The 13,809-nt window shown below is 61.1% G+C and carries 21 protein-coding genes and 1 tRNA gene; 21 read left to right on the top strand and 1 reads right to left on the bottom strand.

The features are described from left to right. Nucleotides 1–325: 325 nt before the first annotated feature. The 20 genes from BO996_RS05295 to BO996_RS05385 all read left to right on the top strand — a co-directional run bounded on the left by BO996_RS05295 (nt 326) and on the right by BO996_RS05385 (nt 11,597). Nucleotides 326–1,915 (top strand): glycerol-3-phosphate dehydrogenase/oxidase, encoded by a 1,590-nt coding sequence (locus BO996_RS05295; protein WP_012202963.1) that lies wholly within the window; start codon nt 326–328, stop codon nt 1,913–1,915. 529 nt (nt 1,916–2,444) lie between these two features. Continuing rightward, nucleotides 2,445–2,606, top strand: a complete 162-nt coding sequence (locus tag BO996_RS29380) for a hypothetical protein (protein WP_013804445.1) — start codon at nt 2,445–2,447, stop codon at nt 2,604–2,606. Continuing rightward, on the top strand, nt 2,603–2,971 hold the full coding sequence (gene rplN, locus BO996_RS05300) for a 50S ribosomal protein L14 (RefSeq protein WP_012202964.1): 369 nt from the start codon (nt 2,603–2,605) through the stop codon (nt 2,969–2,971). The genes BO996_RS29380 and rplN overlap by 4 nt, the downstream gene beginning before the upstream one ends. A gap of 10 nt (nt 2,972–2,981) precedes the next feature. Then, the gene (gene rplX / locus BO996_RS05305; RefSeq protein ID WP_012202965.1) at nt 2,982–3,302 is read left to right on the top strand and encodes a 50S ribosomal protein L24; all 321 of its coding nucleotides are present in this window, start codon (nt 2,982–2,984) and stop codon (nt 3,300–3,302) included. A 10-nt stretch (nt 3,303–3,312) separates the two neighbouring features. Then, nucleotides 3,313–3,852, top strand: a complete 540-nt coding sequence (gene rplE, locus BO996_RS05310; RefSeq protein WP_012202966.1) for a 50S ribosomal protein L5 — start codon at nt 3,313–3,315, stop codon at nt 3,850–3,852. Nucleotides 3,853–3,860: 8 nt separating this feature from the next. Beyond that, nucleotides 3,861–4,166 carry a 30S ribosomal protein S14 gene (gene rpsN, locus BO996_RS05315; protein WP_012202967.1) on the top strand — a complete coding sequence of 102 codons (306 nt, stop codon included), beginning with the start codon at nt 3,861–3,863 and terminating at the stop codon, nt 4,164–4,166. Nucleotides 4,167–4,186: 20 nt separating this feature from the next. Next, entirely contained in the window at nt 4,187–4,582 is a 396-nt protein-coding gene (rpsH, locus tag BO996_RS05320) for a 30S ribosomal protein S8 (RefSeq protein WP_012202968.1), read from the top strand. A gap of 24 nt (nt 4,583–4,606) precedes the next feature. After that, entirely contained in the window at nt 4,607–5,140 is a 534-nt protein-coding gene (gene rplF / locus BO996_RS05325) for a 50S ribosomal protein L6 (RefSeq protein ID WP_013804444.1), read from the top strand. Nucleotides 5,141–5,151: 11 nt separating this feature from the next. Continuing rightward, a complete protein-coding gene (rplR, locus tag BO996_RS05330; RefSeq protein WP_012202970.1) occupies nt 5,152–5,517 on the top strand; it encodes a 50S ribosomal protein L18 in 366 nt (121 codons plus the stop codon). Between the two features lie 15 nt (nt 5,518–5,532). Continuing rightward, on the top strand, nt 5,533–6,054 hold the full coding sequence (gene rpsE / locus BO996_RS05335; protein ID WP_012202971.1) for a 30S ribosomal protein S5: 522 nt from the start codon (nt 5,533–5,535) through the stop codon (nt 6,052–6,054). A 14-nt stretch (nt 6,055–6,068) separates the two neighbouring features. After that, complete coding sequence (gene rpmD, locus BO996_RS05340; protein WP_012202972.1) at nt 6,069–6,251, top strand: 50S ribosomal protein L30; 183 nt, start codon at nt 6,069–6,071, stop codon at nt 6,249–6,251. Between the two features lie 11 nt (nt 6,252–6,262). Then, nucleotides 6,263–6,694, top strand: a complete 432-nt coding sequence (gene rplO, locus BO996_RS05345) for a 50S ribosomal protein L15 (protein WP_012202973.1) — start codon at nt 6,263–6,265, stop codon at nt 6,692–6,694. Between the two features lie 24 nt (nt 6,695–6,718). Continuing rightward, the gene (secY, locus tag BO996_RS05350; protein ID WP_012202974.1) at nt 6,719–8,038 is read left to right on the top strand and encodes a preprotein translocase subunit SecY; all 1,320 of its coding nucleotides are present in this window, start codon (nt 6,719–6,721) and stop codon (nt 8,036–8,038) included. A 132-nt stretch (nt 8,039–8,170) separates the two neighbouring features. Beyond that, the gene (gene rpmJ, locus BO996_RS05355; RefSeq protein ID WP_003050535.1) at nt 8,171–8,284 is read left to right on the top strand and encodes a 50S ribosomal protein L36; all 114 of its coding nucleotides are present in this window, start codon (nt 8,171–8,173) and stop codon (nt 8,282–8,284) included. A 22-nt stretch (nt 8,285–8,306) separates the two neighbouring features. After that, nucleotides 8,307–8,672, top strand: a complete 366-nt coding sequence (rpsM, locus tag BO996_RS05360) for a 30S ribosomal protein S13 (RefSeq protein WP_012202975.1) — start codon at nt 8,307–8,309, stop codon at nt 8,670–8,672. Between the two features lie 18 nt (nt 8,673–8,690). Beyond that, nucleotides 8,691–9,095: a 30S ribosomal protein S11 gene (gene rpsK / locus BO996_RS05365; protein WP_012202976.1), complete on the top strand. Its 405-nt coding sequence runs from the start codon at nt 8,691–8,693 to the stop codon at nt 9,093–9,095. Between the two features lie 90 nt (nt 9,096–9,185). Then, entirely contained in the window at nt 9,186–9,809 is a 624-nt protein-coding gene (rpsD, locus tag BO996_RS05370; RefSeq protein ID WP_012202977.1) for a 30S ribosomal protein S4, read from the top strand. Between the two features lie 112 nt (nt 9,810–9,921). After that, a complete protein-coding gene (locus BO996_RS05375; protein ID WP_012202978.1) occupies nt 9,922–10,920 on the top strand; it encodes a DNA-directed RNA polymerase subunit alpha in 999 nt (332 codons plus the stop codon). Between the two features lie 186 nt (nt 10,921–11,106). After that, the gene (gene rplQ, locus BO996_RS05380) at nt 11,107–11,499 is read left to right on the top strand and encodes a 50S ribosomal protein L17 (protein ID WP_012202979.1); all 393 of its coding nucleotides are present in this window, start codon (nt 11,107–11,109) and stop codon (nt 11,497–11,499) included. Between the two features lie 21 nt (nt 11,500–11,520). Beyond that, nucleotides 11,521–11,597 (top strand) — tRNA-Met (locus BO996_RS05385). A gap of 82 nt (nt 11,598–11,679) precedes the next feature. On the opposite strand, the gene BO996_RS05390 is transcribed toward BO996_RS05385, so the two are convergent. After that, complete coding sequence (locus BO996_RS05390; protein WP_012202980.1) at nt 11,680–11,997, bottom strand: hypothetical protein; 318 nt, start codon at nt 11,995–11,997, stop codon at nt 11,680–11,682. A gap of 294 nt (nt 11,998–12,291) precedes the next feature. On the opposite strand from BO996_RS05390, the gene BO996_RS05395 reads away from it, so the two are divergent. Then, entirely contained in the window at nt 12,292–13,797 is a 1,506-nt protein-coding gene (locus tag BO996_RS05395) for a DASS family sodium-coupled anion symporter (RefSeq protein WP_071954202.1), read from the top strand. Nucleotides 13,798–13,809: the final 12 nt, after the last annotated feature.

The raw sequence follows: 13,809 nt of genomic DNA on the forward strand, positions 1-13,809 counted from the left end.
CGCGCCTTCCCCCTCTCTACTTGCTTCGCAAGGGAGGGGGACGACGCCCTCGCCGCGAGGCGGCTCTTGCTCGGCGTCCCTGAGTTGGGCCGCGTCGGCTTTGGGCGCAATACCCTGCGCTGGCACCAAAGTCCATCGTTGGGCGTCCTGGGTCGCCAAAACACGAAACGAAAGATAGCGAAGAAAAAAATACAAAAACGAGCGAAAATAGCGGAAACCCGATTCCGTCCCCTTCGCATTGGGCGCAGGCGTGGCGTCCCGGGTGCTGACATGGCGGCTACATGGCGCCCTGTTAACTTGCCCCACATTCCTTCGTCGAAGATCCATGTCCCTCGCTGCTTCCCCTCTGCCCACCGGCCGCGCCGCCCTGCTGGAACGCCTGGCCCAGCCTGAAACCTACGATCTGGCCATCATCGGCGGCGGTGCCACCGGCCTGGGCGTGGCCCTGGACGCGGCGGCGCGCGGGTTCAAGGTCGTGCTGGTGGAGTCGCATGACTTTGCCAAGGGCACGTCCTCGCGTGCAACCAAGCTGGTCCATGGTGGCGTGCGTTACCTGGCCCAGGGCAACATCGCCCTGGTGCGCGAAGCGCTGCATGAGCGCACCACGCTGCTGCACAACGCACCCCACCTGGCGCAGCCGCTGGCCTTTGTCATGCCGTCCTACAAGCTGCTGGACACGCCGTTCTACGGCATCGGCCTCAAGATGTATGACGCGCTGGCCGGCAAGGCAGGCCTGGGCGCCACCGAATTCCTCTCGCGCTCCAGCACCGTCAAGTGTTTGCCCACCGTGCGCCAGCAAGGCCTCAAGGGCGGCGTCAAATACTGGGACGGCCAGTTCGACGATGCCCGCCTGGCGCTGGCGCTGGCACGCACGGCCGCCGCCAAGGGCGCGCTGCTGGTCAACTACTGCCCCGCGCTTGAACTGCTGCATGAAGGCGGCAAGGTCGCCGGCCTGGTCTGCGAAGACACGGAATCGGGCCGGCGCTTCACGCTGCGCGCCAAGTGCGTGGTCAACGCCACCGGCCCCTGGGTGGACCTGTTCCGCCAGCAGGACGCCGAGGCCCAGGGCCGTCCCGTCAAGCCCATGGTCGCGCCCAGCCAGGGCGTGCACGTGGTGGTGGACCGCGACTTCCTGCCCAGCGACCACGCCCTGCTCGTGCCCAAGACGGCCGATGGCCGCGTGCTCTTTGCCGTGCCCTGGCTGGGCAAGGTCATCCTGGGCACCACCGACACCCCGCGCAACGACCTGGCACGCGAGCCCCTGCCGTTCCCCGAGGAGCTGGACTTCATCCTCACCGAGGCCGGACGCTACCTCACGCGCCAGCCCACGCTGGCCGACGTGCGCAGCATGTGGGTCGGCCTGCGCCCGCTGGTCAAGCCCCAGGACGATGACGGCGAGAACACCAAGAAGATCAGCCGCGAGCACACGGTCATGTCCAGCCGCACCGGCCTGGTCACCGTCACGGGCGGCAAATGGACCACCTACCGTGCCATGGCCGAAGACGTGCTCTCCGAATGCTTTGCCATCGGCCGCCTGCCGCACCGCCCCGGCGGCGTCACGGCCCGCCTGCCGCTGGCCGGCGCCCCGGCCGAGTCCGCCGTGCACCACCGCATGAACCAGGTCCAGGGCCTGCACTCCTATGGCACGGAAGCCTCGGCGGTGGAGGCGTTGCCGGGCAACGACGAATGGCTGGCAGACGGCCTGAACGAAGCCATGGTGCGCTTTGCCGCGCGCTTCGAGTACGCGCGCACCGTGGAAGACGTGCTGGCGCGCCGCAGCCGCCTGCTGTTCCTCGATGCGCGCAAGGCCGCCGAGGTGGCGCCGCGCGTGGCAGCCATCCTCCAGGAGGAGCTGGGGCAGGACGCCGGCCTGGCGGACTTCATGCCGCTGGCGGCCCAGTACCTGCCGGCCTGATTGCGGCTGAAGTCCCTCTCAAGCAAAACGCCCTGCACTGCAGGGCGTTTTGCTTTTGGAGGCGTATGCAAGCCAAGGAAAGATTGTCAAAATTGATGGATATCTATCTTTGATTGTTTTTATGAATCAGAATGCTGCCCATGGCATCTCGTAACGGTGCCAGCGAACAGCAGCCAGCACAAGGCTGACGAGGGAGGGGGAATGATGAAGAAAGCGCTTGAAAGTCCGTTTTCCGCAGGGCCAGGGCCGTGCCCGAGCCCAACGCGGTGGCCCCAAGCCGCTGCGATGTCTGCGCCGCCGTAGTACGCGCGGCCAGCCCGCAGCAGACGATTGCGTTGAGTCTGCCACCCTTTGCCGAGCCCGCCAGGCTCGGCTTTTTTATGGGCGTTTCCGATGGTTTGCGGCCATCGGCAGGCCCAGCTTGCTCCTGGGTTGATAGCGCTCTTGTGGGGGTTGCGCAACGCTGCCGGCCAGGGGTGGAAAAGGCAGCTAAGGGTTTGACGCGCAAAGGAATTTCTGGGACAATCCCATGCTTCACGTGAAAATCGTGAAGTTATCTGCCCAGTGGAAGCGCCGAGAAATGGTTTTCGGCGTGGACGACGGGCCCAAGACTGACTGGCTGCTCGCGGCCCTTGAGAAGACTCTGGGGCTGTCGAGTGTTTGCTGGAGCAAGTTGGGAATATTGAAATGATCCAAACAGAATCTCGGTTAGAGGTTGCCGACAACACCGGCGCGAAGTCTGTTCAGTGCATCAAAGTGCTGGGCGGTTCTCATCGTCGCTATGCGAGTGTTGGTGACATCATCAAGGTGACCATCAAGGAAGCTGCACCGCGTGGACGCGTCAAAAAAGGCGAGGTCTACAGCGCGGTCGTGGTGCGTACGGCGAAGGGTATTCGCCGTGCTGATGGCTCGCTCGTCAAGTTCGACGGCAACGCCGCCGTTCTGCTGAACGCCAAGCTGGAGCCTATCGGCACCCGCATCTTTGGCCCCGTGACTCGTGAACTGCGCAACGAAAAGTTCATGAAGATCGTGTCCCTGGCACCTGAAGTTCTCTAAAGGAAGCACCATGAACAAGATTCGCAAGGGCGACCAAATCATCGTGCTGACCGGCCGTGACAAGGGCAAGCAAGGCGTGGTCTCGGCTCGCAAGGACGACTCCCACCTGTTGATCGATGGCATCAACATGGTGAAGAAGCACGTCAAGCCGAACCCCATGAAGGGCACCACCGGCGGTATCGTGGAAAAGGCCATGCCTATCCACCAATCCAACGTGGCCATCTTCAATGCAGCGACCGGCAAGGCTGATCGCGTGGGCATCAAGGTGCAGGCCGACGGCACACGCGTTCGCGTGTTCAAGTCCAGCGGCGCCGAAATCAAGGCGGCCTAAGGGGTAACACATGGCACGACTGCAAAAACTGTATCGCGAAAAGATCGCGGCTGAACTCAAGGAAAAGTTCGGCTACACCTCCTCCATGGAAGTGCCCCGTCTGACCAAGATCACCCTGAACATGGGTGTGAGCGAAGCCGTGGCCGACAAGAAGGTGATGGACAACGCCGTGGCTGACCTGACCAAGATTGCTGGTCAGAAGCCCGTGGTGACCAAGGCCAAGAAGGCTATCGCCGGCTTCAAGATCCGTGAAGGCCAGGCCATTGGCTGCATGGTGACCCTGCGTGGCGTTCAGATGTATGAATTCCTGGACCGTTTCGTCACCGTGGCTCTGCCCCGCGTGCGTGACTTCCGTGGTATCTCCGGCCGTTCTTTCGACGGTCGCGGCAACTACAACGTCGGCGTCAAGGAACAGATCATCTTCCCCGAAATCGAGTACGACAAGGTGGACGCTCTGCGTGGTCTGAACATCAGCATCACGACGACAGCTCGGACCGACGATGAGTGCAAGGCACTGCTCGCCGCTTTCCGTTTCCCCTTCAAGAACTGAGGTGGCGCATGGCTAAAGTTGCATTGATCCAGCGCGAACTCAAGCGCGAAAAGCTGGCAGCCAAGTACGCTGCCAAATACGCAGAACTGAAGGCAATCGCCGCTGACGCAAAGCGCAGCGACGAAGAGCGCGACGCCGCTCGCCTGGGCCTGCAGAAGCTGCCCCGTAACGCGAACCCCACTCGCCAGCGCAACCGCTGCGAGATCACGGGTCGTCCCCGTGGCACCTTCCGTCAATTCGGTCTGGGCCGCGCCAAGATCCGTGAACTGGCCTTCGCTGGCGACATCCCCGGTGTCACCAAGGCCAGCTGGTAAGCAAGCAGGAGAGATTAAACATGAGCATGAGTGATCCCATCGCTGACTTGCTGACCCGCATCCGCAATGCACAAATGGTCTCCAAGACCACCGTGACGGCTCCTTCCTCCAAGGTCAAGGTTGCCATCGCCCAGGTGCTGAAGGATGAAGGCTACATCGACGGCTTCCAAGTGAAGACCGACGCTGGCAAGTCCGAACTCGAAATTACCCTGAAGTACTACGCCGGCCGTCCGGTGATCGAGCGCATCGAGCGCGTGAGCCGTCCCGGCCTGCGCGTGTACAAGGGCCGTGACGCAATCCCCCAGGTCATGAACGGTATGGGCGTTGCCATCGTCACCACTCCCAAGGGCGTGATGACGGATCGCAAGGCACGCGCCACTGGCGTGGGCGGCGAAGTGCTGTGCTACGTGGCCTAACGGACATTAAGGAGAAATACTGAAATGTCTCGCGTAGCAAAGACTCCCGTGGCCATCCCCGCAGGCGTGGATGTGTCCATCAAAGACGACCAGATCAATGTGAAGGGCACCGGCGGCACGCTGTCGCAAGCCCAGAACGTTCTGGTGAAGATCTCCAACAACGAAGGCAAGCTGTCTTTCGAGCCCGTCAATGACTCGCGCGAAGCCAACGCCATGAGCGGCACCATGCGTCAGCTGGTGAACAACATGGTGGTGGGCGTGAGCAAGGGCTTCGAGAAGAAGCTGTCGCTGGTTGGCGTGGGTTTCAAGGCTTCGGCCTCGGGCTCCAAGCTGAACCTGGCGATCGGCTTTTCGCACCCGGTGAACTTCGAAATGCCGGCCGGCATCACTGTCACCACCCCCACACCGACCGAAATCTTGGTCAAGGGTGCTGACCGCCAGGCCGTTGGCCAAATGGCTGCTGAGATCCGTGCCGTTCGTCCTCCCGAGCCCTACAAGGGCAAGGGCATCCGTTACTCGGATGAGAAGGTCGTGATCAAAGAGACCAAGAAGAAGTAAGGAGCTGCATTATGTTGACCAAGAAAGAGCAGCGTCTCCGTCGTGCCCGCCAGACCCGCATCCGCATTGCACAGCAAGGCGTGGCACGTCTGAGCGTGAACCGTACGAACCTCCACATCTACGCAAGCGTGGTGTCGGAAGACGGCACCAAGGTGCTGGCTTCGGCCTCCACCGCCGAAGCCGAAGTGCGCACCCAACTGGGCGCCATCGGCAAGGGTGGCAACGTGGCTGCCGCTACGCTGATTGGCAAGCGCATTGCCGAGAAGGCGAAGGCTGCCGGCGTGGAGAAAGTGGCTTTCGATCGCGCTGGTTTCGCATACCACGGCCGCGTGAAGGCTTTGGCAGAAGCCGCTCGTGAAGCCGGCCTGCAGTTCTAAGCGGAGCGGATAGAAATGGCAAAGTTTTCTCCCAAGGTGCAAGACGAAGGTCGTGACGACGGTCTGCGCGAAAAAATGATCGCGGTGAACCGCGTCACCAAGGTTGTGAAGGGCGGTCGTATCCTCGGCTTCGCTGCACTGACCGTGGTTGGCGATGGTGATGGCCGCGTTGGCATGGGCAAGGGCAAGTCGAAAGAAGTGCCTGCAGCCGTGCAAAAGGCGATGGAAGAATCCCGTCGCAACATGATCAAGGTGTCTTTGAAGCACGGCACGATCCATCACACCGTGATGGGTCAGCATGGCGCAGCATCCGTGATGCTGAACCCCGCTCCCAAGGGTACCGGCATCATCGCCGGCGGCCCGATGCGCGCCGTTTTCGAAGTGCTGGGCATCACCGACATCGTGGCCAAGAGCCATGGTTCGTCGAATCCCTACAACATGGTCCGCGCGACTTTTGACGCTCTGAAGCACTCCACGACCCCTTCGGAAGTGGCAGCCAAGCGCGGCAAGTCGGTTGAAGACATCTTCACCGCCTGATCGGAGTCAATCACATGACAACGCAACAAACCGTGAAGGTGCAACTGGTGCGCAGCCCCATTGGCACCAAGGAATCGCACCGCGCCACCGTCCGTGGCCTGGGCCTGCGCAAGCTGAACAGCATCAGCGAACTGCAGGACACGCCTGCCGTGCGCGGCATGATCAACAAGATCAGCTACCTGGTCAAAGTTCTCTGAAAGGATTGATGATGGAACTCAATAGCATCAAGCCTGCAGAGGGCTCCAAGCACGCCAAGCGCCGTGTCGGTCGCGGCATCGGCTCCGGCCTGGGCAAGACTGCCGGCCGTGGTCACAAGGGTCAGAAGTCGCGTTCGGGTGGCTACCACAAGGTGGGCTTCGAAGGCGGTCAAATGCCTCTGCAGCGCCGTCTGCCCAAGCGTGGCTTCAAGTCGCATCTGCTGAAGTTCAATGCAGAAGTGACCCTGTCCGCTCTGGAACAGCTGGGCCTGGCCGAAGTCGATCTGGCAGCTCTGAAGCAAGCCGGTCTGGTTGGTGAAATCGCAAAGGTGGTCAAGATCATCAAGAGCGGTGAAATCAGCAAGGCTGTCAAGCTCAACGGCATCGGCGCTACCGCCGGCGCCAAGGCTGCCATCGAAGCTGCCGGTGGCAGCATCGCCTGATTAATGATCTGAAAGAAGACATCCGTGGCTACTAGCGCAGCTCAAATTGCAAAAACCGGAAAATTCGGCGATCTTCGCCGCCGTCTGGTTTTTCTGTTGCTCGCGCTGGTCGTTTACCGGATCGGGGCTCATATCCCCGTGCCGGGCATCGATCCAGCGCAGCTGCAGCAGCTGTTCAATGGCCAGCAGGGCGGCATTCTCAATCTGTTCAACATGTTCTCGGGTGGGGCGCTCTCGCGCTTCACGGTGTTCGCACTGGGGATCATGCCGTACATCTCGGCATCGATCATCATGCAGCTCATGACCTATGTGGTCCCTACATTCGAGCAGCTGAAAAAGGAAGGTGAATCGGGTCGTCGCAAGATCACCCAGTACACCCGCTACGGCACTTTGGGCCTGGCGATTTTTCAGTCCCTGGGAATTGCCGTGGCTCTGGAAAGCTCCGCAGGTCTGGTTCTGAGCCCTGGCTTCGGCTTCCGCCTCACGGCGGTGGTCAGCCTGACGGCCGGCACCATGTTCCTGATGTGGCTCGGTGAACAGATCACGGAACGTGGTCTGGGCAACGGCATCTCGATCCTCATCTTTGGAGGTATCGCCGCAGGTCTGCCGAGCTCCATCGGTGGTCTGCTGGAGCTGGTGCGCACCGGTGCCATGAGCATCCTGGCCGCGATCTTCATCGTTCTCGTGGTGGCAGCCGTGACGTACTTCGTCGTGTTTGTCGAGCGGGGACAACGCAAGATCCTGGTGAACTATGCGCGTCGTCAGGTGGGTAACAAGGTGTATGGTGGCCAGTCTTCGCACTTGCCGCTGAAGCTGAACATGGCGGGGGTCATTCCTCCCATCTTCGCTTCCTCGATCATCTTGCTGCCGGCGACCGTTGTGAACTGGTTCAGTGCAGGGGAATCCATGCGCTGGCTGAAGGACATTGCTAGCACGCTGACCCCCGGTCAGCCGATCTATGTGATGCTCTACGCCACTGCCATCATCTTCTTCTGCTTCTTCTACACGGCCCTGGTGTTCAACAGCCGGGAAACCGCCGACAACCTGAAGAAGAGTGGTGCCTTCATCCCCGGGATCCGTCCCGGTGACCAGACGGCCCGCTACATTGACAAGATCCTGGTTCGCCTGACCCTGGCTGGCGCGGTGTACATCACATTCGTGTGCTTGTTGCCCGAGTTCCTGATCCTGAAGTACAACGTTCCGTTCTACTTCGGTGGCACATCACTGCTGATTATTGTGGTGGTGACCATGGACTTCATGGCCCAGGTGCAGAACTACATGATGTCGCAACAGTACGAATCGCTCCTCAAAAAGGCGAACTTCAAAGCGACACTTGGCAATTGAACTAAGTGATGGGCCTGGCCGGCGGTGCCGGCGGGTCCAGTAAGAGTTAGTAGACGCCCACTCGATCTATCCATCGCGGGCATGTTTCCCGGTCGATAGGCCGTAACGGATGTAGAGTTTTAGGAGAATGAAATGAGAGTTTCGGCTTCGGTCAAAAAAATCTGCCGTAACTGCAAGATCATCCGCCGCAAAGGTGTGGTGCGAGTGATCTGCACGGACCAGCGCCACAAGCAGCGCCAGGGTTGATAGGAAAGTTTGAGGACGAATAATGGCACGTATCGCTGGCATTAACATCCCGCCGCATCAGCACGCTGAAATCGGCCTGACCGCTATCTATGGGATCGGTCGCACCACTGCACGCAAGATCTGCGAAGCCGCTGGCATCGCATATTCCAAGAAAATCAAGGAACTGACTGACGGTGATCTGGAAAAGATCCGTGATCAGCTGACTTCCCTGACTCTGGAAGGTGATCTGCGTCGCGAAACAACGATGAACATCAAGCGTTTGATGGACATCGGTTGCTATCGCGGTTTCCGTCATCGTCGTGGCCTGCCCATGCGTGGTCAACGTACCCGCACGAATGCACGTACCCGCAAGGGTCCGCGCAAGGGTGCCGCGGCTTTGAAGAAATAAAGAGATTGAAAGATCACTATGGCTAAGTCTCCCGCAAACAACGCTGCACAGCGCGTTCGCAAGAAAGTCCGTAAGAACATTTCGGACGGCATTGCCCACGTGCACGCTTCGTTCAACAACACGATCATCACCATCACCGACCGCCAAGGCAACGCTCTGTCGTGGGCCTCGTCGGGTGGCCAGGGCTTCAAGGGTTCGCGCAAGTCGACTCCCTTCGCTGCCCAGGTGGCTTCGGAAGTGGCTGGTCGTGCTGCCATCGAACAGGGCATCAAGAACCTGGACGTCGAAATCAAGGGTCCCGGTCCTGGCCGTGAATCCTCGGTTCGCGCCCTGGGCGCCCTGGGCATCCGCATCACTTCCATCGCGGACGTGACGCCGGTTCCCCACAACGGCTGCCGCCCTCAAAAGCGCCGTCGTATCTAAGCTTTTTCACCAAGCCCACCGCCGCCCAGATGTGTAACATCGCGGGCGGCTCCCGTGCTTGTGCACGGCAGATGACACAAAGGAAATCAAGTGGCACGCTATATCGGCCCCAAGGCCAAACTCTCCCGCCGTGAAGGCACTGACCTGTTCCTGAAGAGCGCACGTCGCTCGATCGCCGACAAGTCCAAGTTCGACACCAAGCCCGGCCAGCACGGCCGCACTTCCGGTCAGCGTACTTCCGACTTCGGCCTGCAGCTGCGTGAAAAGCAGAAGGTCAAGCGCATGTACGGCGTGCTGGAAAAGCAATTCCGCCGCTACTTCGAAGCCGCCGACAAGAAGAAGGGCAACACCGGTGCCAATCTGCTGTCGCTGCTGGAGTCGCGTCTGGACAACGTGGTGTACCGCATGGGCTTCGGCTCGACCCGCTCGGAAGCGCGTCAGCTGGTTTCGCACAAGGCCATCACGGTCAACGGCCAATCCGTCAACATCCCTTCCTACATGGTGAAGGTGGGTGACGTGGTCGCCGTGCGTGAAAAGTCCAAGAAGCAGGCTCGTATCGTCGAAGCCCTGCAACTGGCTGGTCAAGTCGGTTTCCCCGCATGGGTGGAAGTGTCTGCCGACAAGGCTGAAGGCACGTTCAAGAAGTCGCCTGACCGCGACGAGTTCGGTGCAGACATCAACGAATCCCTGATCGTTGAGTTGTACTCGCGTTAATTCCGCGCAGCGACATTTCTGTAAAACCGTCCCCCAGCCGCGAGGCATCGCGCTGGGGTGCTTCACCAGCCTTACCGGTGTAACGAGCCGGGGGTATTGAGAGGAAGTCTGCATGCAAACCAATTTGCTGAAGCCCAAGACGATCAATGTCGAGCAGCTTGGCCACAATCGCGCCAAAGTTGTTCTGGAGCCGTTTGAGCGTGGCTACGGCCATACGCTGGGCAACGCCCTGCGCCGTGTCCTGCTCTCCTCCATGGTGGGTTACGCAGCGACGGAAGTGACGATTGCTGGTGTGTTGCACGAGTACTCGTCCATCGACGGTGTCCAGGAAGATGTGGTCAACATCCTGCTGAACCTCAAGGGTGTGGTGTTCAAGCTGCACAACCGCGATGAGGTCACGCTCTCGCTGCGCAAGGATGGCGAAGGCGTCGTGACGGCGCGCGACATCCAGACGCCCCACGACGTGGAAATCATCAACCCTGATCATGTCATCGCCAACCTGTCGCAAGGCGGCAAGCTGGACATGCAGATCAAGGTGGAGAAGGGCCGCGGCTATGTGCCCGGCAACGTGCGCCGCTATGGCGACGAGTCCACGAAGTCGATCGGCCGCATTGTGCTGGACGCTTCGTTCTCGCCAGTCAAGCGCGTGAGCTACGCCGTCGAATCGGCCCGCGTTGAACAACGCACCGACCTCGACAAGCTGGTGGTGGAGATCGAAACCAATGGTGCGATCACTGCCGAGGACGCCGTGCGCGCCTCCGCCAAGATTCTGGTGGAACAGCTCGCCGTGTTCGCTCAGCTGGACGGCGGCGATATCGCCAGCGTCTTCGATGCTCCGGCCGGTGGCCGTGGTGCCGCAACCGCCTTTGATCCCATCTTGCTGCGTCCCGTGGACGAGCTGGAACTCACCGTGCGTTCGGCCAACTGCCTCAAGGCAGAGAACATCTACTACATCGGCGACCTGATCCAGCGTACCGAAAACGAGCTGCTCAAGACCCCCAACCTGGGTCGCAAGTCGCTCAACGAGATCAAGGAAGTCCTGGCTTCCCGCGGTCTGACGCTGGGCATGAAGCTCGAGAACTGGCCGCCTGCTGGCCTGGAAAAGCGCTAAGCACTATAATTGCAGGCTCTCCTTTTTGGAGAGCCTCAGTGCCTCGGGCAGTACCTGATACGGCTGCACGAATTAATCAACAACTTGCGCAAATTCGGTTGAGGCAAGCTGCAGATCCGGTAACGGGTCCAGGCTTGCATCCTTGTTTGCGCAAGCCCTAATTACATATTTTAGGAATAAAGCACCATGCGTCACGGTCACGGCCTCCGCAAACTCAATCGCACCTCTTCGCACCGCCTGGCGATGCTGAAGAACATGATGAATTCGCTCATCGAGCACGAAGCCATCAAGACCACCGTTCCCAAGGCCAAGGAACTGCGCCGCGTGATCGAGCCCATGATCACCCTGGCCAAGGTCGACACCGTTGCCAACCGCCGTCTGGCATTCGACCGCCTGCGCGACCGCGACAGCGTGACCAAGCTCTTCAACGAGCTGGGCCCCCGCTTCGCAAAGCGTCCTGGTGGCTACACCCGTATCCTGAAGATGGGCTTCCGCGTGGGCGACAACGCCCCCATGGCCTTCGTGGAACTGGTCGAGCGCGCTGAAGAAGGCGCCGCCGAAGCCAAGGCAGCTGAATAATCTGCTATAATTTTGGAATACCGCGCGATGGAGCAGTCTGGTAGCTCGTTGGGCTCATAACCCAAAGGTCGGAGGTTCAAATCCTTCTCGCGCAACCAAATTGAAAAGGGCTACGACAACTGTCGTAGCCCTTTTTTCATGCCCTCGCGCCAGGGCAAAGGCCAGGCAGACAGCCCGGCATCAGCCGCCCAGCTGGTTGCCGATGCGCTGGCCTAGCCGCAGGCGCACGCGGTGGGCGATTTCCTGGGCGACCTCGGGGCTGAGCACTTCGCTGATGTGCAGCAGCTCGGTGTAGTGCATGTACAGAAGGCCGCGCAGGGTCTTGAATGCGGCCTCGTGCTCGGCGCCGCAGACGCTGGCGTCATTGGCCAGCACGCGCTCCACCACACCGGCCTGCAGCAGCGGGATCTTGCATATGACGGCGTGGCGGGCGATCTCCAGGTCGATTTCCTGGAGCCGGCATTCCCATTCCTCGGGCAAGAATCGGTTGGCTGGCATGTCGGCTTTTCTCCTTTTTTCACTGCATGGGTACACCGGGGCGAAAGGCACCCGGTCTGGGGATGCTGTCATGTGAGCGGGGCTCGGTGGCCTGGGTCGCCAGGTTTACTGGCCCGGCCTTGATGCCTGTCAAACTTCGGTGGCGCAGGCGCCCGCTGGAAGCCGGGCTCATGCTGCACTGCATCATGATGTCAGTCATGCGGCGCGGCCGCCAGTGCCCGTGCAGGCTGGTGGGCTTTTGCTCCCGGCAGGCCATGCTCTCTCGGCGCCGCTCCGGCAACGCAAAGGATCCACATGCTCGAGAAGATCGCCTCGCTGTTCCGCTATTTCAAGGCGGCCGTGCCGTTCCGGCTGGTGCCGGCACTGATTGCCACCGCCGTGCTGTTCGGCCTGCTGCTGATGCCCGTGCCCGAGGGGCTGACGCCCAAGGGCTGGCAGCTGGTCGCCATTTTCCTGACCACCATCGTGGCCATCATCCTCAAGGTCATGCCCATTGGCGTGATGGCCTTGATGGCCATCGTCATCGTCTCGCTGTCCCAGGTCACGTCCGGCTCGTCCAAGGGTGCCATCACCGATGCGCTGAGCAGCTTTTCCAGCCCGCTGATCTGGCTGATCGTGGTGGCCATCCTGATCTCGCGCGGCCTCAAGAAGACGGGGCTGGGCAGCCGCATCGGCCTGATGTTCATCGCCCTGCTGGGCAAGCGCACCATCGGCATCGGCTACGGCCTGGCGATCTGCGAGCTGGTGCTGGCTCCGTTCACGCCCAGCAACACGGCGCGCGGCGGCGGCATCGTGCACCCGATCATGAAGTCCATCGCCAATGCCTTCGAGTCGGACCCGGCCAAGGGCACGCAGGGCAAGGTGGGCACCTACCTGGCCCTGGTCAACTACCACGCCAATCCCATCACCTCGGCCATGTTCCTGACCGCCACCGCGCCCAACCCGCTGGTGGTGGATTTCGTGGCCAAGGCCACGGGCCAGGCCCTGCACCTGAGCTGGACCACCTGGGCGCTGTACATGCTGCTGCCGGGCCTGCTGTGCCTGCTGCTGATGCCGCTGGTGATCTACCTGCTGTCGCCGCCCGAGCTCAAGGCCACGCCCAATGCCGTGGAGTACGCGCGCAGCGAGATGGCGCGCATGGGGCCGCTGTCGGGCAAGGAGCGCGTGATGCTGGGCACCTTCGGCCTGATGCTGCTGCTGTGGGCCAACGTGCCGCAGATGCTGTTCGGCCCGGCCTTCGTGCTGGACCCCACCGTGGTCGCCTTCCTGGGCCTGTTCGTGCTGATCATCACGGGCACCATCGACTGGGATGACGTGCTGTCCGAGAAAAGCGCCTGGGACACCCTGGTGTGGTTCGGCGCCCTGGTCATGCTGGCCGAGCAGCTCAACAAGCTCGGCGTGGTGTCCTGGTTTGCCGTGGGCATGAAGAACGCCATCGTCGCCAGCGGCCTGGACTGGCTGCCGGTGGCGGCCATCCTGGTGGGCGTGTTCGTGTTCTCGCACTACCTGTTCGCCAGCACCACGGCCCACATCAGCGCGATGATGCTGGCCTTCCTGACCGTGGGTGCGCAGCTGATTCCGGCCGACTATGTCGTGCCCTTCATGCTGATGATGACGGCCGGCTCGGCCATCATGATGACGCTGACCCACTACGCCACCGGCACTTCGCCCATCATCTTCGGCAGCGGCTATGTCACGCTGGGCAACTGGTGGCGCGTGGGGGCTGCCATGTGCCTGATCGAGCTGCTGATCTTTGCCGTGGTCGGCAGTGTCTGGTGGAAGCTGCTGGGCCTGTGGTGAGGGCGGGCGCCC

The sequence above is a fragment of the Delftia sp. HK171 genome, assembly GCF_001886655.1.
Lineage (GTDB): Bacteria > Pseudomonadota > Gammaproteobacteria > Burkholderiales > Burkholderiaceae_C > Comamonas > Comamonas acidovorans.

Excerpts from the sequence above, each read along its gene's own strand:
- BO996_RS05375 (WP_012202978.1), top strand. The coding sequence starts at position 9,922 with ATGCAAACCAATTTGCTGAAGCCCAAGACGATCAATGTCGAGCAGCTT.
- BO996_RS05295 (WP_012202963.1), top strand. The coding sequence starts at position 326 with ATGTCCCTCGCTGCTTCCCCTCTGCCCACCGGCCGCGCCGCCCTGCTG.
- rplQ (WP_012202979.1), top strand. The coding sequence starts at position 11,107 with ATGCGTCACGGTCACGGCCTCCGCAAACTCAATCGCACCTCTTCGCAC.
- rplF (WP_013804444.1), top strand. The coding sequence starts at position 4,607 with ATGTCTCGCGTAGCAAAGACTCCCGTGGCCATCCCCGCAGGCGTGGAT.
- rpsN (WP_012202967.1), top strand. The coding sequence starts at position 3,861 with ATGGCTAAAGTTGCATTGATCCAGCGCGAACTCAAGCGCGAAAAGCTG.
- rplO (WP_012202973.1), top strand. The coding sequence starts at position 6,263 with ATGGAACTCAATAGCATCAAGCCTGCAGAGGGCTCCAAGCACGCCAAG.
- BO996_RS29380 (WP_013804445.1), top strand. The coding sequence starts at position 2,445 with ATGCTTCACGTGAAAATCGTGAAGTTATCTGCCCAGTGGAAGCGCCGA.
- rplX (WP_012202965.1), top strand. The coding sequence starts at position 2,982 with ATGAACAAGATTCGCAAGGGCGACCAAATCATCGTGCTGACCGGCCGT.
- rpsH (WP_012202968.1), top strand. The coding sequence starts at position 4,187 with ATGAGCATGAGTGATCCCATCGCTGACTTGCTGACCCGCATCCGCAAT.
- BO996_RS05395 (WP_071954202.1), top strand. The coding sequence starts at position 12,292 with ATGCTCGAGAAGATCGCCTCGCTGTTCCGCTATTTCAAGGCGGCCGTG.
- rpsK (WP_012202976.1), top strand. The coding sequence starts at position 8,691 with ATGGCTAAGTCTCCCGCAAACAACGCTGCACAGCGCGTTCGCAAGAAA.
- rplN (WP_012202964.1), top strand. The coding sequence starts at position 2,603 with ATGATCCAAACAGAATCTCGGTTAGAGGTTGCCGACAACACCGGCGCG.
- rplE (WP_012202966.1), top strand. The coding sequence starts at position 3,313 with ATGGCACGACTGCAAAAACTGTATCGCGAAAAGATCGCGGCTGAACTC.
- rpmJ (WP_003050535.1), top strand. The coding sequence starts at position 8,171 with ATGAGAGTTTCGGCTTCGGTCAAAAAAATCTGCCGTAACTGCAAGATC.
- rpmD (WP_012202972.1), top strand. The coding sequence starts at position 6,069 with ATGACAACGCAACAAACCGTGAAGGTGCAACTGGTGCGCAGCCCCATT.
- rplR (WP_012202970.1), top strand. The coding sequence starts at position 5,152 with ATGTTGACCAAGAAAGAGCAGCGTCTCCGTCGTGCCCGCCAGACCCGC.
- rpsE (WP_012202971.1), top strand. The coding sequence starts at position 5,533 with ATGGCAAAGTTTTCTCCCAAGGTGCAAGACGAAGGTCGTGACGACGGT.
- BO996_RS05390 (WP_012202980.1), bottom strand. The coding sequence starts at position 11,997 with ATGCCAGCCAACCGATTCTTGCCCGAGGAATGGGAATGCCGGCTCCAG.
- rpsM (WP_012202975.1), top strand. The coding sequence starts at position 8,307 with ATGGCACGTATCGCTGGCATTAACATCCCGCCGCATCAGCACGCTGAA.